21 protein-coding genes are annotated in these 20008 nt (G+C 66.7%); 8 read left to right on the forward strand and 13 right to left on the reverse strand.

Translation table 11 applies throughout. The annotated features are described in order from the left end of the window. Positions 1–378 precede the first annotated feature (378 nt). Positions 379–2280, reverse strand: a complete 1902-nt coding sequence (locus EJK15_RS31190) for a LamG-like jellyroll fold domain-containing protein (RefSeq protein ID WP_171074634.1) — start codon at positions 2278–2280, stop codon at positions 379–381. Positions 2281–2631: 351 nt separating this feature from the next. On the opposite strand from EJK15_RS31190, the gene EJK15_RS31195 reads away from it, so the two are divergent. After that, complete coding sequence (locus tag EJK15_RS31195) at positions 2632–3153, forward strand: hypothetical protein (protein ID WP_138714068.1); 522 nt, start codon at positions 2632–2634, stop codon at positions 3151–3153. 432 nt (positions 3154–3585) lie between these two features. Here EJK15_RS31195 and EJK15_RS31200 read toward each other — a convergent pair whose 3' ends face one another. Beyond that, the gene (locus tag EJK15_RS31200) at positions 3586–4029 is read right to left on the reverse strand and encodes a hypothetical protein (protein ID WP_138714069.1); all 444 of its coding nucleotides are present in this window, start codon (positions 4027–4029) and stop codon (positions 3586–3588) included. Positions 4030–4412: 383 nt separating this feature from the next. Continuing rightward, positions 4413–5567, reverse strand: a complete 1155-nt coding sequence (locus tag EJK15_RS31210) for a hypothetical protein (RefSeq protein WP_138714070.1) — start codon at positions 5565–5567, stop codon at positions 4413–4415. A 385-nt stretch (positions 5568–5952) separates the two neighbouring features. On the opposite strand from EJK15_RS31210, the gene EJK15_RS31215 reads away from it, so the two are divergent. From EJK15_RS31215 to EJK15_RS77740, 5 genes are all read left to right on the forward strand, one after another. Next, positions 5953–6294 (forward strand): PadR family transcriptional regulator, encoded by a 342-nt coding sequence (locus EJK15_RS31215; RefSeq protein ID WP_240777335.1) that lies wholly within the window; start codon positions 5953–5955, stop codon positions 6292–6294. Continuing rightward, positions 6291–7289, forward strand: a complete 999-nt coding sequence (locus tag EJK15_RS31220; RefSeq protein WP_138714071.1) for a hypothetical protein — start codon at positions 6291–6293, stop codon at positions 7287–7289. The genes EJK15_RS31215 and EJK15_RS31220 overlap by 4 nt, the downstream gene beginning before the upstream one ends. Before the next feature lie 156 nt (positions 7290–7445). Further along, positions 7446–7799: a hypothetical protein gene (locus tag EJK15_RS31225; protein WP_206061194.1), complete on the forward strand. Its 354-nt coding sequence runs from the start codon at positions 7446–7448 to the stop codon at positions 7797–7799. Further along, positions 7789–8190 (forward strand): DUF6262 family protein, encoded by a 402-nt coding sequence (locus EJK15_RS31230; protein ID WP_138714072.1) that lies wholly within the window; start codon positions 7789–7791, stop codon positions 8188–8190. The genes EJK15_RS31225 and EJK15_RS31230 overlap by 11 nt, the downstream gene beginning before the upstream one ends. Positions 8191–8618: 428 nt before the next feature. Further along, positions 8619–9080 carry a histidine phosphatase family protein gene (locus EJK15_RS77740; protein WP_420847109.1) on the forward strand — a complete coding sequence of 154 codons (462 nt, stop codon included), beginning with the start codon at positions 8619–8621 and terminating at the stop codon, positions 9078–9080. Positions 9081–9274: 194 nt separating this feature from the next. On the opposite strand, the gene EJK15_RS31240 is transcribed toward EJK15_RS77740, so the two are convergent. Both EJK15_RS31240 and EJK15_RS31245 read right to left on the reverse strand, forming a co-directional pair. Then, positions 9275–11689, reverse strand: coding sequence for a site-specific integrase (locus EJK15_RS31240; protein WP_138714073.1), 2415 nt, complete (start codon positions 11687–11689; stop codon positions 9275–9277). After that, positions 11686–12939: a tyrosine-type recombinase/integrase gene (locus EJK15_RS31245; RefSeq protein WP_138714074.1), complete on the reverse strand. Its 1254-nt coding sequence runs from the start codon at positions 12937–12939 to the stop codon at positions 11686–11688. The genes EJK15_RS31240 and EJK15_RS31245 overlap by 4 nt, the downstream gene beginning before the upstream one ends. A 461-nt stretch (positions 12940–13400) precedes the next feature. Here EJK15_RS31245 and EJK15_RS31250 point away from each other — a divergent pair, with 461 nt between their 5' ends. Continuing rightward, positions 13401–14294 (forward strand): IS982 family transposase, encoded by an 894-nt coding sequence (locus EJK15_RS31250; protein WP_138714075.1) that lies wholly within the window; start codon positions 13401–13403, stop codon positions 14292–14294. Between the two features lie 11 nt (positions 14295–14305). Here EJK15_RS31250 and EJK15_RS31255 read toward each other — a convergent pair whose 3' ends face one another. From EJK15_RS31255 to EJK15_RS31285, 8 genes are all read right to left on the reverse strand, one after another. Then, entirely contained in the window at positions 14306–15289 is a 984-nt protein-coding gene (locus tag EJK15_RS31255; RefSeq protein ID WP_138714076.1) for an ornithine cyclodeaminase family protein, read from the reverse strand. Between the two features lie 264 nt (positions 15290–15553). Next, complete coding sequence (locus EJK15_RS31260) at positions 15554–15808, reverse strand: RNA-binding protein (RefSeq protein ID WP_138714077.1); 255 nt, start codon at positions 15806–15808, stop codon at positions 15554–15556. Beyond that, a complete protein-coding gene (locus EJK15_RS31265) occupies positions 15706–16182 on the reverse strand; it encodes a TetR/AcrR family transcriptional regulator (RefSeq protein ID WP_138714078.1) in 477 nt (158 codons plus the stop codon). Before EJK15_RS31265 ends, EJK15_RS31260 begins: the two co-directional genes overlap by 103 nt. Before the next feature lie 33 nt (positions 16183–16215). Then, entirely contained in the window at positions 16216–16449 is a 234-nt protein-coding gene (locus EJK15_RS31270; protein ID WP_206061195.1) for a hypothetical protein, read from the reverse strand. Between the two features lie 62 nt (positions 16450–16511). Continuing rightward, entirely contained in the window at positions 16512–17465 is a 954-nt protein-coding gene (locus tag EJK15_RS31275) for a hypothetical protein (protein WP_138714079.1), read from the reverse strand. Then, positions 17455–17628: an RNA polymerase sigma factor gene (locus tag EJK15_RS74935; RefSeq protein WP_240777337.1), complete on the reverse strand. Its 174-nt coding sequence runs from the start codon at positions 17626–17628 to the stop codon at positions 17455–17457. Before EJK15_RS74935 ends, EJK15_RS31275 begins: the two co-directional genes overlap by 11 nt. Next, positions 17586–17996 carry an RNA polymerase sigma factor gene (locus tag EJK15_RS31280; protein WP_240777338.1) on the reverse strand — a complete coding sequence of 137 codons (411 nt, stop codon included), beginning with the start codon at positions 17994–17996 and terminating at the stop codon, positions 17586–17588. The genes EJK15_RS74935 and EJK15_RS31280 overlap by 43 nt, the downstream gene beginning before the upstream one ends. Before the next feature lie 234 nt (positions 17997–18230). Beyond that, positions 18231–19205 (reverse strand): LysR family transcriptional regulator, encoded by a 975-nt coding sequence (locus EJK15_RS31285; RefSeq protein WP_138714080.1) that lies wholly within the window; start codon positions 19203–19205, stop codon positions 18231–18233. Between the two features lie 110 nt (positions 19206–19315). Here EJK15_RS31285 and EJK15_RS31290 point away from each other — a divergent pair, with 110 nt between their 5' ends. Then, on the forward strand, positions 19316–19936 hold the full coding sequence (locus EJK15_RS31290) for a LysE family translocator (protein ID WP_138714081.1): 621 nt from the start codon (positions 19316–19318) through the stop codon (positions 19934–19936). Positions 19937–20008: the final 72 nt, after the last annotated feature.

The raw sequence follows: 20008 nt of genomic DNA on the forward strand, positions 1-20008 counted from the left end.
GCTCGTGGAACCGGCACCATCGGCGTGACCGCCGACGCGGGTGCCTGCCCGAAACCGCAGATGAAGATCAATAAATCACTCAGCCATCACGCTCGGCGAAGCCACCAGAACGCGTGAACTATCGAGGCAGAGAGTGGTCGTCACCTGGGGCATAGCGACTCCATGGGCTCCCCACTTCGGAAGCGACGCGGGTCAAGACGCGTCACAAGATCACCGGGATCGGGGCCTGCGTGGGCATGCGCCTGGTCAAGAGCGGAGGCCGGCCGACGGCGATCTCACGAGGTCGCAGGCCGGTCCAGGGAGCAGGCCGGTCCAGGGAACAGGCGGGCCGGGACTCACCCGAGTCCCGGCCACTGTCGATCGGCCTGTCCAAATCTGTCAGCCGATTGGGGTGTTCATGATGGTCTTGATCTGCGCGGGGGACAGGGCGGCGTCGTAGGAGCGCACCTCGTCGATCACCGTCCCCTGCAGGTCGTAGTCCATGGTGCCGATCTTGAGGTTGCCGGTATCGGCGAACTGGACCGTGTAGAACCCCTCCGCGACGAGCTCGCCGTTGACGAACAGACGCACCGTACCGTCGTCGTACGAGGCCGCGAGGTGACTCCACTCGCCGAGGGGGAGCGGTTTCTCCGCAATGGCGTACGTGGTCCACACCAGACGCCTGTCCAGCATCGCCGCCGGCGTCGGATAGCTGGAATTCAGCGACGTGAGGATGCCCAGCGTCTTCTCGCCACCGTTGAGCTGCCAGCTCAGCACGGGCAGACGGAGCCCGGCCACCGTCGGCTTCACCCACGCTGAGATCGTCCCCGCACCGGTGGCGGGGTGGGGCCAGACGTGGACGTGCGCACCCTGACCGCGGAAGGCCAGCGCCTTGCCGTGCTTCCCCTCGGCCCAGGTGATGTCGGGTCCCCATATCGAACCGTGCCGTTCCTTGCCCGAGGTGTCGGCGACCTCCTTGCCCGTGCCTTCGTTCATGGCGTACGCCCCGGCGATCGTGGTCTGCAGGTCTGGCGGCGCGGAGATGTCGGACTTGGTCACCGGCGAGGGCTCGCTGGGCTGGCCGGCGGTGTCGACGACCAGCGTCCGGTAGTAGAAGGTCCCGGCCGCAGGCACGGAATCGTAGACCTGGGATACCCAGCGGTCGAACCTGGCCACCAGCGTCTCCGCGCTCGGGGTGAAGTCCGGTCGCGTGGAGCGGTGCACCTGGAGGTCGCTGATGCCGTGTTCGTCGTAGCCACCTCCCAGCCGCAGCTCGGCCCAGCCCTTTCGCGGGTAGACCGTCACTTTGGGGGCCGTCGGCGGGCAATCGGGATCTTCGGCCTTGGCGGAGACGAGGTCGCTCGGCGGCCCGTACTGCGGGAGGGCGTCCACCGCCACCACCCGGTAGTAGTAGGTCCACCCGCGTTCGACGCAGGCGTCGGTGTAGGAGAGCCCGGTCACCTTGGCCACCTTCGTGCGGTCCGACGGCTCGAAGTCCGGCGAGGTGTCGCGGTGGATCTCGTAACCGGTCACGCCCTTGTCGTCCGTGGCCGCGCCCCAGGACAGCTGGGCCACGCCGGTGCTGACGTCGGCGGTGAGGTCCGCAGGGGCCGACGGGCGCGCGTCCTGCGCGATCGCCGTGACCATGTCCCGCGCGATCTCCTCGTTCGTCAGCGCCCGCGCGTACAGCCGCACTTCGTCCACGATGCCGGCGAAACAGGAGGTCAGATCGCCCTGCCCGCCGATCACCAGCAGGCCCGAGCCGCTGTCGATATTTCCCGACACCGGTGCGGAGAACTCCTCGTTGCCGTTGACGACCAGGCGCGTCCGCGCGCCGTCGGAGACCACCGCCAGATGGAACCATTCGCCGGCCGGGAGCGGGCCGTGATACGTCCCCTGGAACTCGCCGCCGATGCGGAAGCCCGAGTTGGTCATGCTGATGCCGGCGGAGAAGTCCGTCTGATCGATCATCTTGGCGGCGATCAGGCAGTCGGGCCGATCGTCGGCCGATTGCACCCAGGCTTCCAGCGTCATCGCCGACGACGGGCTCAGCTCGGGAGCGTCCGGGATGACCAGGACCCGGTCCAGGTCCTGGGCGTTGTCGAAGCGGAGCGCCTTTCCGATCTTTCCGTTGACCCGCAGCGGGTCCTTCACGTTGCCGTCGTGACCGTTGCCGGACATGTCGAGTACGGCGCCGCCCTGCTCCTCTTCCATCCCGTAGGCGGCCACCAGATTGTCGTCGGCCGCGTGAGCCGTGGCTGGGGAGACCGTCAGCACACCGGCTGTCACGATCAAACCCACGAGAACACGGGACAAACCCCGCGTGATGTTGTTCACACCGATCATCCTGCCTGAGCGCCCGCACAAACCGCCGTACATGGCCGCGCACGTGTTCATATAAGGCCTTTGACCTCGGATCCTGCTGGCCGCCACTCTTGAACTCTCGTGCCGACAGTAATTGATTCAGCTGTCAGGGGATAAGTTGTTTTACCGCCAAATAGCGCTGCATCTCTGCCACGGGTACGGCCACTGGCGACCAATTCCGGCCAAGATCGAATCCTCAAGGCCTTGAGCGGGGCGGACGCTGTCGGCGGCAAGTACATAGAGTAGTTGTTGGATACGCATAGTGATCGGGTGGAAAGGAGGCATCGGATGAAGCTCGACCCCACAGCGACGGCGACCCCTCTGGAGAACCTGGATGCGTGGACTTGGGGGTGGGACGCGGTGGTCGCGCTCGGCACTCTGAGCCTCGCCGGATTCACCGTCAGACTGGCTGCACGTACGCGCGAACTTGCGCAACAGAGCGCGGCGGACCTGCGGGCCCAGTGGCGTCCAGTGCTGCTGCCCGCCGTGCCCAGCACCACGACGCCGGACCCGCCTCTCAGCTACGACGGGCCGACCATCATCGTCCGCATCCGCAATGCTGGACGCGGACCCGCCATCCACGTGCGTGCGCAACTTGATGCGCCCCATGCGGAAGGCGCCCCTCGCCGCAACCCTGATCAAGGGCCGCTCGGCGCCCTGGCTGTCGGAGACGAACAGACGCTGAAGTTCCGCCAGATTGGGGGTTTGGCCCAGCGGCGCAGCTTCTGCTCGACTACCGGGACCTCGCCGGGCGCCATTACGCGACCGCCATTACGCTCACGAGCGACGCGGACAAGGACTCGATCCTGAGAATCCGTGATACCGAACGGTTTTACGACGTCCGCAGCTGGGAGGATCACGCCGTGACTGCTCTCGGCGACGCGATCTACCCACCGGGCGAGCTGCGCGACGTGTCTCCGCGGCTGCATTGAGCGAGTCTTCGACTCATCGATGTTGCTTCGTAATCTCGGAAGTGGAATGCGGCCCTTCCGAGGGCGTGAACAGCACAATCTCAGAAGTCCGTCCTGCAGGCCACTTCCGAGATTGGTGCATCTCGGAAGCCGAGGTCGTGTTCGGCTATCTCGGTGCTGCGCTCGTTCCCAGGTGAGAGTCCCCAAGATCAACCTATGGCCGGTATTGGTCGCCAGTGCTGGACCCGGGATGGGAAAGGCTCGCCGCGGCGACCGGCCACGCACGGATTCGGGTCCCGGGTTCCACAAATCCGACCGCGGATGAGGAAGATCACGAAAGGCAGGTCGTCAAGCCGGTTCCGCGGCCATCACGCCGCTCGGGCGGCCTCGCGGTCGGCGGCTGGAGCTGGCGGAGCTCCTGGGAGGGGATGCGCGCGACCCGGTCCAGCGCCCGGCGTGCGGAGGCGAGGATGTTGCCGGTGTGGGCGGTCGCCCGATCATTGATCTGCTGCGCGCTCCACGGTTGGACGTCCTTGTCGAGCACGGCTTGGGCGCGGTCGGCCGCGATGTGGTCGCGGGCCATCTTCCAGAGCTGCAGCTTGGCGTCGGCGGCGGCGGGATCGCCGGCGACTTCGAGGCGGGCGGCATGCAGACCGGTGAGGATCTCGCCCATGGACAGCTTGTGGGTGAAGCGGTGGCCGAGCTCGATCTCCGCCTGGTGGTAGTCGGCGGCCAGCTGCGGACGCAGGGCCGCGGCCAGCAGCAGGTCGTCCATGGACCCGAGGACGCACAGTGAGCACGAGAGCCTTTTCCGGACTAAGAGCTTGATCCTCCTCTGGAGGTTCGCCGAATCGGTGCAAGCTCGTAGGGTCAAGCCATGAGTGATCATGTTCGGCTAGCCAATGTGCGCGGCCGACGCCGATCAGGTGCTGGCCATCTACCAGGCCGGGCTGGACACCGGCCAGGCCAGCTTCGAGACACCGCCCCGAGCTGGAAGGGTTTCACCGCCGGCGCGACGCCTGTCCGCATTGCTGTCAGCTATGCCCGGGTGAAGATGTTGTCCCTATGCTGGTGCGCAACGCTCACGCAGATCACCGGCGATCGGTCCCGGACGATCCGCAAGTGCATCGGATGCCATACCGGCAAGGCCGGAACTGATCATCCAGTTCGCCATATGGCGGCACGCTGAGCGGGGAAATCTCGGCAGGTTTCCTTGCCACCGTCTGGGCTGTAAATGTTGCCCACCGCGTAGACCTCTTGAGAAGCGGGACGCTGAACGAGAGCAGTCACTTCTGCCTTGCAGCCGTCCGGGACGGGTAGCTGTTCGCGTGTCCAGCGGCCCTCCGACAGATGCAACAGTTCCGTTCTGGACATAAAGCACCAAGGGCATCTGAGCTGATGGTGGCCTGTTACCCACATGCCGCCGGCACCATCAGGTTCGGCATGTTCGAGATCAGGTTCGGCACCTTCGAGGGAAAGATCATTCTTCGGGCCCCAGTGACAGCTCCATGAGTCCCCATCCCAATGCAGGGCCAGCGAACGTATCGGTCCGTTCCCCTCATGCTCTTCGTTCGACATGCCCACCTCACCGACCGCCCATACGTCATCGGCATCCAGGGCTACCACATCCCGGATGTGCTCAAGGGTGTAGGTGATTTCGTAACCCGGAAATTCGCGGGGAGATGGCAGGCCGGGTGCGGGCAAGCCAATTTCCCGCCAGCCGGAACTCTCCCGGCGCAGCACTTTGGCCCACGACACAACAGCCCACGGTTCAGCCTCATCGTCGCTGAATACCGCCGTGCCATCAGTGGGAAAGTCCGGGTCGGGGGTCGTCAAGGTGTGCAACTGCCATGACGATCCATCCCAGCGCAGTACGCGCCCGAACAGCCTGACCCAGGACCCGTCGGCGGACACCGGATCGCCCCACGAGTCGTTGACATGGGTGGAGTGGGTGCCCGACAGGATGTCACTGCGCCAACGACCCGCGTTGAAGGTGTGGACGACTGTTCCAAGGGTGACCGTCAATGGGCTGTCCCGAGGGTACTCCACGACGTTGAAGACGTGTACCTGCTGCGCCGACGTTACAACCATCGCGATGTCGACCGGGGACTCACCGTAGAACTGTTCGGTCGACATGATGGGAGATGGGGGGACGTCGAACGTCTGCCAAGCCTCACCGTTCCAGCGGCGTAGACGGTCCACCGCGACACCATCGGATGAAAACTTGTCGTAGAGGGCCCAAAGCGTCCCGTCAGCGGCGACCGACACCTGTTTCGGGCTGCTGTAGGTGTCATCGTTGTCAACAGCGAGCATCTTCCAACTCGACCTCTTCATGGGAGCACGGAAGTGGTTAACGCGGCGCGGCGGCTGACGGCACAATGCGGGCTTAGCCGGGATGCGCTTAAGCGCTGAGACGTTGACCGCGCGCGGCGACAGCGTCGCGGCCGCTGTCGGTGAGGACGGGGCGGACACGTGGCTCGGGGCAGGTTGGCCACTCCTGCCAGATGGGAGTCCGCCGCCGGACAAGACCGAACATCCGCACAACCCGACCGTCAGCACGCCCACCGCCAGCCGTGACCCCGACAGGGGCTTTCTACCGTAAAACCGGGCGATCTTGTGATCTCTCAAATTTTTCGACATCGTTGCCACTATACATTGAGAGACATGATATATCAGACTTGTGAACATTACGGAACCCATGTTCTTGGCCCTAACCGCACTGGTGGACGAGCCACGTCACGGCTACGGAGTCGCCCAGGAGGTCAATAACCTGTCACAGGGACGCATCCAACTCAAGATCGGGACCTTGTACGGCGTGCTCGATCGACTCTCAGCCGAGGGGCTGATCGCGCTCGACCGCGAGGAGGTGCAGCAAGGGCGGCTGCGGCGTTACTACCGGCTGACCGACAAGGGCGCCCACACGCTCCAGGAAGAGACCGCCAGGCTGGCCGCCAATGTCAGCGCCGCTACAGCCCGCCTGCGCGCCAGGCGCTCTGGTGGAGCCGCCCCAACGAGCGCGTTCGCCGGAGGTGCCGCGTGAACCTGCTCGAACAGCGTTATCGCAACGTTCTGCGCCTATTGCCCGCCTCCTACCGCGCCGGACGCGAAGAGGAGATGGTGGCCGCGTTCATGGAGATGTCCGGCGACGCGCCCAGCGTGGGCTCGCGCCCAGGCTGGGGCGAGATCGCCAGCGTCCTAGCACTGTCGGTACGAGTGCGATTCGGCGCTGAGGGCGCCTCACCCCGCGCCTTCGCATGGGGCGAGACGGTCCGGCTCGTCGCGCTGCTGGGGTTGGCCTATCAGATGATGAACGCAGCCATCAACATGGTGATGCTGATCCGCGCACTCGCGTCGGCCGATGACCGGTACCCGGTCGGGCCCGGGCTCAGCATCGGCGAAACGGGGGCCGCCGCCTGCTCCGCCGTGGCCTTCATGGCGATCATGCGAGGCAGCCCACGCCTGGCGAAAACCGCGGCGCTGCTCAGCACGACACCCACACTGGTCTATTTCGCGATTCCGCTGCATATGCCCGGCCCCGCCGGGATGATGCGTCCGCTGGAGGAGGTGGCCAACGCGTTAATCTCGATAGTGCCGGTGATCGCGCTCCTGCTGGGCTTTCATCGCGACGTTGCACCACTGCGCCGATCATGGCGGCTCACTCTGTCGCCGCTCGCCGCGGCTCTGATGGTGCTGGGCTGGGTCGCGGTGGGGTGGTATTGGCTGCGGCTCGGCGAATCGAAATGGCTGTATCTATGGCTGGACGAGCTAGGGATGTTGATCGTCGCGCTGGTCGTGGGCGCGGCGGTTGCGATTGCCCGCAGGCGTGAGCCATCCTGGCCGCTCGCCTTGTCGGCCATCGCTCTGCTCCTGCTACTGGCCCGGCTGCCGATGATGATCGACCTTTTCGGGCGGCCCGGCTACGAGATCGTGAATACGGTGCTGTCCGGACAGGCCGCGTTGCTTGCCGTGCTGATCGGCACGCTGGGCACGATGGGGCTGCGCTCGCTACCCGATGCGCGCGCCACCCTGACCTGAAGCTCCACTGCGAAATCCGGTGAGATCCTCACCGGATACCGATCGGGTTCAGAGGACGGTCTGTGGGCCTATGCCCCTGATGTCATAGTGTGATCGAGTGAATCTGTAGCGTTATGCCTAGCTGGTGGCCGTGGACGTGTTGAGTTGGCCGGGTGAGTGAACGCAGGCCTGCACGCGGTCGCTGGCGGCTGGTGCGGCCGTCACATCGCCCGGCCCTGTCCCAAGACCGCAGCCGACGGCTGCTATGTCTGCGAAGACTTCCAAAGTGCTCCGCAGTTTCTGCCGATCCACCACGACACCCTCGCCCGGACCCGCGAATTGCAGGCCACCGCCGAGGCGGCGGGCCGAGCCCGCACCGCCGAGCTCAACGCCCGGATCGCCGTTGGCGTTGAGCACCTCATCGCCCGTCTCTCCGCCGACGAAAACGACGAACTACGGCCAAAAGCCGCACCGGACACCGCCCATCTCGATCACAAGGAACCGACAGAGGACATCTCCGATGCGGGCTGACAACTCTCCACACCTGAAAGAGGCCGCCCAACGCCGTCGGCTTGACTGCATCGCCCGTGTCGAAGCCGTCCTGAACGAACTGGAGAGCCAGGGCGGGCCTGTCTCCGTCGCCGCCGTCGCCGCCCAAGCTGGCGTATCCCGAACTTTCCTCTACGACGACACCCAGGCCCAGTTGCTGCAGCGGCTACGCAGCATCGCCACGGCGCAACCTGACTCGGGCCGCCTGGCCCTTCCTCAGTCACAACGGATCAGCACTCGTTCCCACGAAGCCATCGTGAGAACGCTCCGCGAGGCCAACCGCAAGCTCCGTCGGGACAACGACCAGCTCCGCAACGATCTCGCGGTTGCGCTCGGGCAGTTGCGCGATCTCCGTCGCGGGCTGCCTTCCTGACGTCGCGGGCTGCCTTCCTGACACTGTCAGCGACACAAGTCAGCAGGCCAAGCCCCTGATCGTCTCGACAAAGTCCAGATAACCGCTTCTGAGTCGCTCGGGAAGTCGACAGGCATGCACGCAACGTATGACTCATCAGACACAGCGTCATCTGAGCAACACAACCGTTACCAAGTGCTACCTATCGTGACAGTAGGTAGATCAATGTCGCGCTATGAAACCGAACGGAATCCGGCGCGGGCCGCATTCACAAGCAAGAGAAAGCTCGGCTCGCTGACCAGCGGGAACGCCGTTGGCGCCGGATTCCGTTCCGAATCTCGCTGACCCCCGAGTCCGAGAACGTCATAGCCGGTGCCGCTGGCGCGCTTCCCCTCGCGAGTCTGACTACAAAGGGACGTCTGCAGGCTGGTAAAGCGGCGAAGCGCCTGATCAACGAGGGAATAACGCGGATATATGCCAGCACCGCAGTTCGGGCTCGGCAAACCGCTGAGATCCTGGCGCGAACGCTCAGGGTCGATGTCGTGCAAATGCAAGATCTTGTCGAGGTTGGCGTTGGCAGTTCGGAAGGCGCCATTGATCCCGCGACTCGAGCACGCACGGCGGCCGTTCTCCGCTCGTGGATCGTGGACGGGGACCTCAGGGAAGCGGTGGCCGACGGAGAGGACGGGCATGCGGTCACCACGCGGATCGTGGCTGCGCTCACCTCGATCGCTGCTGAGCATCCAGGCGAGACGGTCGCCGTTATAGGACATGTGGCGAGCCTCACCACCGGCCTCAGCGCTCTGTGTGGGTTGGGTCAACGGGTGTGGGGCGCACCGCTTCCTCATGCGGTCCCGTTCGTCGTCGAGTACAACGGACGCTCGTGGCAGTGCTCGTCGTGGCCGTTCTGAACAACAGGTAAGGCGCGGGCGGGCAATTCCAGCGGCGATCATGATGCGGCCGTCTTCAGGACGCGGGGCAGGTGCGCGAAGGTGTTCGGTCTCGACCTCGCGGCCGCGAACGCGTCTGGCGGTGAGTTCCACCAGGCCAGCAGCACTTTTCCGAACTACGGAGATCAACTCGCGGGCTGCGCCGCTTTTGCAGGTCATCGGCGCTCTCCGGAAATGATCGGCATACCTAGAGACACGGGCGCGGACGGCTGCCTGCGGGCGAGCCGGTCGAGGGCGGCGAGCTTGCGGCCGGCGGCGTCGAGACTGATCTGTAGTCCTTGGACTTCGCCGAGCCAGCCGTTGATGCGGGCTTCCTCGATGCGGTCGCGCAGGTTCCGGGCGATCTGTTCGAGGCGTCGGCGTTGTGCTGGCTCAACGCGCAGCATGGGGCAGCGAACGCAGGCGTGTTCGTGGGCGCAGGGTGTGCCGTAGGGGCGGCCGCAGGTTCCGAGCTCGACCTTGCGCAGCTCGAAGTGCTGCTGGAACTCCTGCCACTCGTCTTCCGTGGGCTCGCGGTATTCCACGGCCGGGCGGACGGAACGGCGGGTGTCGAGGAAAGCGCGATAGCTGTTGATCAATTCGCCTTGGAAGACCGCGAGATACGCCTGCGTGGTGTTGATGTTGTGGTGGCCGAGGATCTTTGCGGCAATGTGGACCGGGAGTCCTCCAGTGACGGCGTCGGTAACGAACATCCGGCGGAAGTCATGCGGCGTGTAGCGCAGCGGCTGGCCAGCGCGGTCGGTGAGTCCCGCCCGCTGGATGGTGTCGTTGAGCAGGGTGTAGAGCACTTTGGTGCTGATGATTTCCCGGCGCCAGCCCACTTTGCGCTGGAACAGGTGAGGTAGCTGCGGGCCGGTGACCCGCTCGTGCGGGTCGTAGCGCGCGGCGAGCGGGACGCGGCCGGACTCGTCTCTGATCCGGCTGATCACCGAGGCGAGCACGCTGGCCAGTTCCGGGACGACGAGCAGGAGGCGTTCCTCGTTGCTCTTCGACGGCACGATTTGGAGCAGCGGGATGACTTCGCCGGTGTCGGGCAGCCGGTAGGAAATCAGCGCCAGGTGCGTCAGCTCCAGCAGTTCCTCGATCCGGACCCCGGTGTGCCGCAGGGTCTCGATGATCGCCCAAGCCCAGAAGGCGTTCTCTTCCTGGCGGAGGAGTTCGACACGCTCGCCGGTCGCGAGGTTCTCGACGAGCACCGCGTCGGGGCCGTGCTGGCTTTCGCTGCGAGTGTCCCACCGGTAGCGGCTCCGCCGGTAGGTGATCCCGTTGTGCACGAAGTCCTCGCCGACGGCGGTCTGCCGGGCGGTGGCGAGGAGGTCGGCTTGGTCGTCGCGGTGGCGTTCTGCGGCGTCGATGAGGGTGGGCAGGTGTGGCAGGCGTTCGCGGATGCGCTGGTGCATCTCGGCGGTCCGCTTGTGGTTGCGCTTGGAGACGCCTTCCAGTTCGCTGCGGCGAATCGGGCAGCGCACCGCCCATTGAGCCCAGGAGGGATCTTCGTGGGCCCACTCCTGCAGATCAAGGTAGAACGAGCGGACGCGGCTGAGGATCTCAAGTCGGCCCCTGCGCGGCTGGCTCTGCCCGCCCCTGCGGGTGGTGAACGCGATCCGGCTCTTCCACGCGTCGGCGACCTCGTCCGGCAGGTCGATGCTGTCGATGCCGGGGTGGTGGCGTTCGATGTCGGCCCAGAACGTCTCTACGAGGGTGCAGACGAGCTGGCGGAAGGAGCTGAAGTCCATGCTGGGGCGGCGCTCGTTGAGGTAGCGGATGAGCAGGTCTCGGACCGGCCGGGACCGGATGCGCCGCTGCGCGACCAGGTCCTCGGTGCTGAGCTGGCCGAGCCGGAGGGTCGCGCGCAGGCTCTGTGTGGCGTCGCTGACGCCGATGTCGCGCAGGACGTCCCACGCGCCGTGCAGTCCGGTCTGATGCCGGCCGTAGGCGCTGAGGTTCCATGAGCGGAAGGCGAGCAGATCAGCGGTGTCGAGCTGGTCAAGGTCCTTGCCGGTGTGCAGCACGACCTTCGACAGGACGGTGAGCACCTGGGCGACCTGGCGGCCGACCATCCCGCGGTTGCGAGCGGCAGCTTCGGCCTTGGCGAACGTGACGGCGGAGAACTCGCTGCGCACGTCAGCGAATAGGCGAACCGCGCCGTAGGCGACGAGGAAGTCGTAGCTCGGCGCGATGACGCGGCAGAGCAGGAGCCCGGCGACACCGAGCACGACCTCGCCACGAAGGGACTTCGGTGACCGCCCGAGGGCTGCGGCCTCCGCGGCGACCCAGCTCAGCACGCCGGGTTCCAGCTCGCAGGCATCCCAGCGCGCCTGCCAGCCATCGCCGGGCTGGCTCTGCAGCCAGCACAAGAGGCGTTCGGCGGCGGCGAGGCGGCTGCGCCGCTCGGCATCGGGCAGCCTGGACCAGAGGCGCAACTCGGACATCCGGCGAAGAACGACATCGCTGGGCTGGGCGTCGAGTGGGCCGGGGCGCCGCGAGGTCTGAGCCGGGCTCTGCGGGGCGACGAAACTCGGGAACGTGGTGATGGGAGTCGGGTTGGCGGCGCTGGTATTGGTGGTCATCGCGGTTGGTCTCCGAAAAGCACGGCCAGGTCTGCGGCGTTGTAGGCGCGGCCAGGCGGCGGGGCGGGGGCAGGTTGCTCGTTGAGAGCGGGCCGCAAGAGGTGCTCGTGGACGCGGCGGATGACTTCCTCGGGGTCCTCTTCGAGGTAGAGCTGTGTGGTCGAAAGGTGCGCGTGGCCGAGGATGATCTGGATGTCGCGCAGGGTCAGGTTCTTGTCGCGCAGCATCCGCAGGGCCGCCGTATGGCGCAGGTCGTGCATGGTCCAGTTCGTGCCGAGCAGGTCGTTGACCCGGCGCAGGACCGCGCGGAGCGCGTCGTAGTTCAGCGGCTGGCGGACGAGCTCACCGTCGGCGCGACGACGGTGGCGCAGGGTCCACCAGAGCGGGTCATCTGCGCGCAGCGTGTCGATGGTGTCGAGGTAGAGCCGGAGCCAGACGAACGACTCGGCGCTGGCGGGCAGCCACTGCTCGGCGCCGGAACCCTTGCGGTAGACGCGGACGAGCTGGTCGCCCCAGTCCACGTCGCCGTTGCGAAGACCGAGGATTTCGCCAGCACGAGCCGCGTTGCTGATCACCATCGCGACCAGCGCCCGGTCGCGGTCCGAGCCCAACGCCCCGAAGAAGTTCTTCCACTGCTGGTCGGACATTGCCCGCGGCCGGCGCTTGGGCACGGGCGGGTTGTAGCGCAGCCGCCCTTCGGGCCGAAACGGTTGCAGCGGATTGTGGTGCGCGTTTGGCCGTTGCCCGCTGCGGCGTTGCAAAGGTACCGGGTTGACCAGCGGCCCAGCGCCCCGCTCGATCCAGAACTCGTAGAAGGCACGCAGGACGGCGTTGCTATGCCGGATCGTCCGCGGCTGATACCGGTCGCCCGGGTGCAGCTTGCGCGTGATCGGGTTGATCGTCCCCGCTGTGGCGGCCGACGTCGTCCGCGCTGTCCGGCGCTGCTTGGTCGCCCGTTGCAGCCAGAGCACCAGGTCGCGAACCTCGGCCGAGGTCGCTCGGTCCCACTCGACGTCGACGGCACGCAGCCAGCGCCACCAGCGGAGTAAGTCGTAGGCGTAGCTGCGTACGCTGCCGGGCCGGCGTCCCTGCGCGACGAAGTCCCGGAGGTAGCGCCGGATCGGCTCGATCGGCTGGCCGTCGTCGTCGAGAACTTCGTACGGCACGACACCGCCGGTCGCGACGACGCGGCCCCAGCTCGGGAGCTCGATGATGCCGACGTCTCGGTCCGGCTCGTCCGGTAGCGCCACGCGAATCCCTCCTCTTGGGTCGCGTGACTTCCTATCGGCGCCTTCCCTATGGCTGTCCTCGACACGCGGAGGGGCAGCTCCGTAGTCCGGTCAACATGTCGGGACATGCCCCAGGAGTAGGCGGCGTGCGGGCGCAGTTTGGATCGCTTGATCTGGTCCCAGACCTGCTTGATCGTCCAGTCCCTCAGTAGGAGATATCGGGTGATCGTCCGGTTGCCGCTGGAGCGGCGGGCGTTGACCGCCAGGATGGGTTGCTGGCGAAGAGCAATATTCAGTCGGACCGAATGCCCCGAACGTTCGTGACCCACAGTGACACCAGGCGGGGTTTCGGTCAGACAGGAGCGCCCCCGCCTGGACACCTGGTCTATGACGGGAGCGCGGATTCAGGGTTGGTCGCCTAGACGAGTAAGTCCTAAGTCGTTGGGGGTGCGGGAACTGCAGCGGGTGTTGAGGATCGATGTGTGACGAACGACCTCAACACCCTTCTCACCGCACTCTATGTGGAGATCGATGACTGGCTCGGCACAACGATCCGGATCGGCCGTCCACCGAAATTGACCGACGCCGAACTGCTGACCCTGGCGGTGGCCCAGGCCCTGCTCGGGGTGCGCTCGGAGGCCCGCTGGCTGCGGTTTGTCCCCCGCCACCTGCCCGGCGCCTTCCCCTACCTGCCCGGCCAATCCGGTTACAACAAACGCCTACGCGCGGCACTACCTCTACTCAAACGTGCGATCCGGGCCCTGGCCCAAGACAGCGATCTGTGGGCTGATCCGCTCTGGGTCATCGACTCCACCCCGGTCGAATGCGGCCGGTCCCGTCCCACTACCCAACGCTCAAATCTGGCGGGCTGGGCCGGCTACGGCTACTGCCGCTCCCACTCGCGCTACTTCTGGGGCCTGCGCCTGCACCTGATCTGCACCCCAGCAGGACTGCCCATCACCTGGGCCCTGACTACCCCGAAGATCGACGAGCGGCAGGTGCTGATGGCCATCCTCGATCACGATCCCGACTTGATCACCGAGCGCCAACACCTGCTGATCATCGCCGACAAGGGATATATCTCCGCCGAACTGGACGCCTACCTGGCTCAACGAGGCGTCCGGCTGCTGCGCCCGTCCTACCGCAACTGCACACCTCGCCCGGGTGAGGAGCTCCTCAAACCGATCCGCCAGCTCATCGAATCGGTCAACGACACCCTCAAAGGCCAACTCGACCTCGAACTGCACGGAGGCCGCAGCCCACGCGGAGTCGGCGCCCGCATCGCCCAGCGCATCCTCGCGATGACCGCCGCGATCTGGCACAACCGCGCCACCGGCCAACCCATCACCCGATCACTGATCGCCTACGACCACTAACTCGACAGGACCTACCTTTGACTTTTCCCGGGCGACACTGACCTAGATGGGGAGCCGAGGAGGTCGACCTCAAGACCGAGACCGCGACGCTCGGCTTCTTGATAGGCGAGCCAGGCCAGGGCAAGGTCCTGCCACGGCAGCCCTACGGGGGCGTAGACGGTGCGCTGGCTGGAGTCGGTGCGGCCGGGGTGCTCGCCGCGCAGGATCTCGCCGAGGGTGGCGTGAGCCGCCTCCGGTGGCAGTCCGGTCGCGGCGAGCACGCCCATCGCGGCGGCGAGCGGCCGGTCGTCAACGGCGAGCAGAGCGGCCTCCAGCACGTCACCAGCGAGTTCCCGCTTACCTGGCTCATCGACGCCCAGGCTAGTGAGGTGCTGTCCGGGCCGGGTGTCGGCGAGGTGGAGCAGCGGGGCGCGCGACCACGTGGCCAGCAAGACGATGTCGGCGTGCGCGGCGACCTCGGCGGCCGAGCCGACGCTGTGGCCCCGGTGGCGGGTGGCGAAAGAAGCTGCGTGGGCCGGGTCGAGGTCGTGCACGACCAGCCCGTCCACGCGACGAAGCCGTCGCAGGCCGAGGACCATCAGCTCGGCCTGGGCGCCCGCGCCGATGACGCCGAGGACGGTCTTCTCCCCGGGATCGGGGGCCAGGACGTAGGTGCCGAGCGCCGCGGCCAGGCCGGTGCGCCAAGCGGTGATGGTCGCCGAATCGAGCAGCGCGAGCAGCTCGCCGTCCTGGCCGCTGTGCAGGCAGATGACCCCGCGCAGAGCGGGCCGGGCTCCGGGGAACTTGGCGTTGACCTTCACCGTGTAGGCGTCAATTTTGGGCAGCAGCCCCGGGATCAGCGCGGTGGCGGTGCCCGGGAACGGCAGGTCGGTGCGGATGCGCTGCCCCGGGACGGCCACAGCGTCGCTCTGGGTGAAACCGTCGCGCAAAGCCTCGATGCAGGCGTCCGGGTCGAGTAAGGCGATCAAGTCATGGTGGGCGAGGATCCGGGTCATGCGGATGATGCTTTCAGCTCAATGCGGATCAGCCCAATCCGAGTCTCATCGTTGATCTCTACGCAAAGCGCGGAGAAGGGTGTTGAGATCGTTCGTCACACATCGATCCTCAACACTCTTCGTCGTCCCCGCACCCCCAACGACTTAGGACTTACTCGTCTAGCCGGTCACGGCGGCGGTGATGGTTCCCGTGGCGGTTCGGGGTGTCATTAAGCGTCAATCGTCTCGGCTACGGCGCCATGCAACTCCCCGGGCCAGGGCGCTTCAGCGGGTGCTGTCTGTCGGGCTGAGGGCCTGGAGGACGTGGTCGGCGACGGTCCGGGCGTCGCGGTCCCGGTCGGCGCTGATGGCGGCCCGCTGGGCACCCGGGGTCAGCACGATGAGCCGGAGGACGCCGCCCATGACGGCGTCGACGATCAGATCGGGTGAGGTGTCCTCTGGGAGGTCACCGTTGTCGAGTGCGGCCTGGATGATCGACCGGCCGGTGCTGAAGCGGGCCCGGACGATGTTCTGCACCATTTCATCGAAGTGCGGGGGTACCGCGCCGCCTCGATCAGGATGCGGGGAAGGACCATGGCCTTGGGGCCGACGAACATGTCGACGACCTGTCCGGCGATGTTGATCAGGCATTCGCGCAGGCCGGCGGGCACCCCATCGGGTTCCGGCGGTTCGGCGAGGTGTTCGAAGGCGGCCAGGAGCAGCGCCTCCTTGGTGGGCCACCGACGGTAGAGGGCGGCCTTGCCGACCGGTGCGCGGCCGGCGACGGCGTCGAGGGCGAATCCGGCCCAGCCGACCTCTCCGTACACTGTGAGGGCGGCGGAGAGTACCCGCTGTTCGATGTCGGGGTCTGCCGGGCGCCCTCGGCCGGTCGTTCCCGTCGCCTCCGCTCGCATGGACCCGAGTCTGTCATGGAGCCATGGCCGGGCTCACGGGCCGGGGAGCAGCACGGGCTTGATCGCGGAGCCAGCGATGGTGGCGGCTTCGGCCTGGTTGATCTCGCTGAGGGGGAAGGTGGTGATGAGCTTGTCGAAGGGGAACCGGCCTTGTTTCCACAGGCTCGATCGGTTGCGGGATGAGCAGCTGGGGTACGGCGCCGCCTTCGAGGATGCCCATGATGTGCCCGCCGCCAGCCCCGGCCAGCGCCTGGCGGCGATGATCACTAAGAAGACGATGCGCCGCCGCCCCCTCTTCCGGCCCTCGCACGCGCGGATTTGTGAGCGACTCAGTTCCGATGCGTGGGCAGTTCTGGGCGGTCGTTGGTCCAGCCGATCGCCTGGAACGAGGTGGAGAGACGCAGCTCCGCCTGCCGCCCGTTCGCGAGCTTGGTGGTGTTCGTCCTCACCTCGGCAAGAAGCAGGCCGGTGCTGGGATCGACCACGAGCTGAACCTGGGTGAACAGGCCCGGCTCTATTTCCTCCTGATAGGTGAGCGCCTGCCCGCGCCGGCCCAGCGGATCTGTCATCTCCCCCTCGGCCCGTATGCCGGGCAGAGACGCAAGGATCCGGTACGCGGATGCCCGAACCTCGGGCGAGGCCGGCAGGCCACTGATGATGCCCACACAGTCTCGCAGAAGGATGTGCGCCCTCGCCTCCTCCACGTCCATCCCGGATCCGGCCAGCTCCAGCTGGCCGATGCGCTCTTCTAGGTATCGCTGGAGCTTGTCGGGCTCGCTCGGGATCGCGTGCACCTCCTTCCAGGTCATCGAGTCCCCCGCCATGTCACCGGCCGAGCCCTTCCACTTGCCGTGAAGCCGTTCGGCGGTTCGCTCACCTGCCGCCGCCTCCACCGGCCTGGAGGGGACGGAGAACAGGTTCTCCGTCTTCATGTTCTTGGGGTATCGCCAGCTGGTGGGCGCCCCCGCGGCCCGCCAGGCCGCCTCGTCTTGCGGGGTCGCGGGCTTGACGCCGAGATCCTGCCGGATGCGCCAGTACTGCAGATCCGGCCGCTTCGCCAGCCACGTCTCAAGGGACCGGCTGCCCTCGAGCACATAGCTGCGGGTGGGGTCGGTCAACATCCACTGGTTGACGGTCGCGGTGCGCCAGTAGTCGCCGCTCGCAGGGGCCCTCTCCATGGCGACGGCAGCAGCGAGCAGGATTTGCCGGGCGGTCGGTTCGGCCGTCGCGGACACCGACGTGCTGGGCTGAGGCGCGACAGAGATCGTGCTGTTAGACAGCATCGCAGGGCCGATAGCCGCTACCGAAGCGCTTGCGGGCCCGGTGCAGGCGGATCCGGGCGGCGTTGCGGGAACAGCCCAGCACTGTGGCGATCTCGCCGGGGTCGAGCCCCTCCCAAAGGGTCAGTGCCAGCAGTTCTCGATCGCTGTCGGCGAGCATGTCCATGGCTTCGCCCACGCCGTCCTGCTCACTGTGGTGGGAGGGGCGGCATAAAGGTGTTCGATCTCGTCGGTGAGTTCGGTGAGTTCGGTGAGTTCGGTGAGTTCGGTGAGTTCGGTGTGCCGGGTGAGCCTGCGCCGCTCGCTACGGCGGTGGTTGGCCAGGACCCGACGGGCCACGCCGTACAGCCAGAGCTTGCCGGCCTCGGCGTCAGGGAGCTCGGTTATCCGCCGCCAGGCGATCACATAGGTCTCGGCCACAACATCGGCGGCGTCCTCAGGAGAGGAACACCGCCGCATGGCATATCCGAGGATCTGCTCATAGGTTCGCCGGTACACCGCCTCAAATCGGGACCGATCGTCTTGTTCACTCACGCGTCATCCTCGTCAGGCCTTTCGAACGCTGCGGGCTTTCACTTCCTACGTGTCCGCGGCCGACGGCAGAATTTCAGGCCAGGCAGGAAAGCATCCGCCGCCAGTGTGCCGAGGCTCGATCTTGGCCTCGCCACGCCCATCCCCGGCCAGCGGACGGAGGAACCGCAGCCCGCAGCCGGCCGCTCCGGACCAGGCGGTGTCGATTCAGAACCAGGGGTCAGAACCAGGGGCTTTTCAGGCTCCGTGCGGTGAGTTCGATGAGCGTTGTTCTTCTTGCAGGGGAGCCTCCCAGGTGGCGGTGATGTCGCGGGCGACATCACGTAGGAGGTCGATGAGCATGTCTGCGAGTGGTGTGAGGCTGGCGTCGGTTTTGGTCACGGCGTAGAGCTGGCGGTAGGGCCTGGGGTGGGCCAGTTCGCGATGGGTGGTGCCAGGCGCATGGGTCAGGGCCAGACGCGAGACCAGGGCCACTGCGATGCCTGTGCCGACGAGGGCCTGGGCGACGTCGTAGGACTCGGTCTCGAACCGCACGGTGGGAGTGAAGCCGGCCTCGCGGGCAGCGTCGTGGAACTGTTCGCGGGCGGCATGGCCGGCCAGGATGGAAACCCACGATTCGTCGCGCAGTTGTTCCAGGTGAAGTTCGGTGTCCGCGGGCTGCCCGGTGGCCAGTGGATGGTCATCGGGGAGAACCACGACCATCGGGTCCAACAGGAGCGAGTGGGCCCGTACGTGTGGGGGCGGCGCGAGCGGCGTGCCCCAGGACGCGACGATGGCCACGTCCTGGCGCCCCGCGCTGATCTCGTCCGCTCCTCGTCCGGACACCACGTCTACGACCGAGACGTCGGCGTCCGGATGGCGGTGCCGCAGAGTCGTCAGGGCCGGTGGCAGCAGGTGCAGGGCAGCCGCCTGGAACGTCCCGATCCGCAGACGGAGCGAGAGGTGACCGAGCAGTGCGGCCAGTTCCGCCTCGGCCCTGTCCGATGCCTCCTCCACAGTTCGACCATGGGAGGCCAGCAGCGCACCGGCCGCGGTGAGCGTTGCTCCGCGAGGACCACGGATGACCAGCGGCACCTGCCAGTCGCGCTCGGCCTTGACCACCTGCTGGGTGACCGCCGCGGGCGTGAGTTGGAGTGCGTGAGCCGCCGCCGCCAAGGAGCCGTGCCGCTCGATCAACGCGAGAAGCCGCAGCTGTCCCGGATCCACCAGCATTCACTAATCCTAACGCTGCACCCTCCTAATTTAACTTCTCTTAGGGGCGCGAGACAGGAAGCCTGGTGGTACACACATCGGCCGCAATCCCCGGAAGGGGTTCTTTCCCCATGCCCACGCATGTGCCCGTTTTCATCGCCACCACCTTGCTGCTGGCCATGCTGCCAGGCGCGAGTCAAGCCCTGATGATCCGGCAGGTTCTGGAAGGCGGACGTACGCTCCGAGGCACGCTCGCGGGCAACGCCACCGGCTTCCTGCTGTGGTCCACGGCCGCCGCGGCCGGGCTGTCCGCCGTCCTGCTGGCCAGCCCCACCGCGTACGCGGTGCTCCGGATCGCAGGCGGCATCGTGCTGATGATCCTCGGGGTGAACACGCTACGGACCGCGCTCACCACCGTCTCCACCCGCCCGCCCCACGAGGGCGGGCGCCGCACCGGCTTCGCGGGCGGATATCTCACCGGCCTGATCACCAACCTCGGCAACCCCAAGGCGGGCGTGTTCGCCGTCTCGGTGCTGCCCCAGTTCGTGACCGCGAAAGGCCCGGTGTTCCTGTCAACCGTCGCCCTGGGAGCCCTGTGGGCGCTCGTCAGCGCCTCCTGGTACATGTTGCTCACCTGGGCCGTCAGCCGAGGGCGCGCCCTGGTATCGCAGCCGACCGTCCTGCGGGGACTCAGCGTGGCCACCGGCGTCGTCCTGCTGGGGCTGGGCGCCGCGGTGGCAGCAGGTTTCTGAGGGCCGGGCCGGTACTTCTTCCAGCGCCCGACCGTTCGAGGCATCTGCCGCCCTTTGTACTGGCAGCCATGA

Source organism: Nonomuraea basaltis, assembly GCF_005893125.1.
GTDB lineage: Bacteria > Actinomycetota > Actinomycetes > Streptosporangiales > Streptosporangiaceae > Nonomuraea > Nonomuraea basaltis.

What these genes read in the sequence shown, in the direction of transcription:
- EJK15_RS31195 (WP_138714068.1), top strand. Translation starts at nt 2,632, where the DNA reads ATGAAGCTCGACCCCACAGCGACGGCGACCCCTCTGGAGAACCTGGAT.
- EJK15_RS31200 (WP_138714069.1), bottom strand. Translation starts at nt 4,029, where the DNA reads ATGGACGACCTGCTGCTGGCCGCGGCCCTGCGTCCGCAGCTGGCCGCC.
- EJK15_RS31210 (WP_138714070.1), bottom strand. Translation starts at nt 5,567, where the DNA reads ATGCTCGCTGTTGACAACGATGACACCTACAGCAGCCCGAAACAGGTG.
- EJK15_RS31215 (WP_240777335.1), top strand. Translation starts at nt 5,953, where the DNA reads ATGTTCTTGGCCCTAACCGCACTGGTGGACGAGCCACGTCACGGCTAC.
- EJK15_RS31230 (WP_138714072.1), top strand. Translation starts at nt 7,789, where the DNA reads ATGCGGGCTGACAACTCTCCACACCTGAAAGAGGCCGCCCAACGCCGT.
- EJK15_RS31240 (WP_138714073.1), bottom strand. Translation starts at nt 11,689, where the DNA reads ATGACCACCAATACCAGCGCCGCCAACCCGACTCCCATCACCACGTTC.
- EJK15_RS31255 (WP_138714076.1), bottom strand. Translation starts at nt 15,289, where the DNA reads ATGACCCGGATCCTCGCCCACCATGACTTGATCGCCTTACTCGACCCG.
- EJK15_RS31260 (WP_138714077.1), bottom strand. Translation starts at nt 15,808, where the DNA reads ATGGTGCAGAACATCGTCCGGGCCCGCTTCAGCACCGGCCGGTCGATC.
- EJK15_RS31265 (WP_138714078.1), bottom strand. Translation starts at nt 16,182, where the DNA reads ATGCGAGCGGAGGCGACGGGAACGACCGGCCGAGGGCGCCCGGCAGAC.
- EJK15_RS31275 (WP_138714079.1), bottom strand. Translation starts at nt 17,465, where the DNA reads ATGCTGTCTAACAGCACGATCTCTGTCGCGCCTCAGCCCAGCACGTCG.
- EJK15_RS74935 (WP_240777337.1), bottom strand. Translation starts at nt 17,628, where the DNA reads ATGGACATGCTCGCCGACAGCGATCGAGAACTGCTGGCACTGACCCTT.
- EJK15_RS31285 (WP_138714080.1), bottom strand. Translation starts at nt 19,205, where the DNA reads ATGCTGGTGGATCCGGGACAGCTGCGGCTTCTCGCGTTGATCGAGCGG.
- EJK15_RS31290 (WP_138714081.1), top strand. Translation starts at nt 19,316, where the DNA reads ATGCCCACGCATGTGCCCGTTTTCATCGCCACCACCTTGCTGCTGGCC.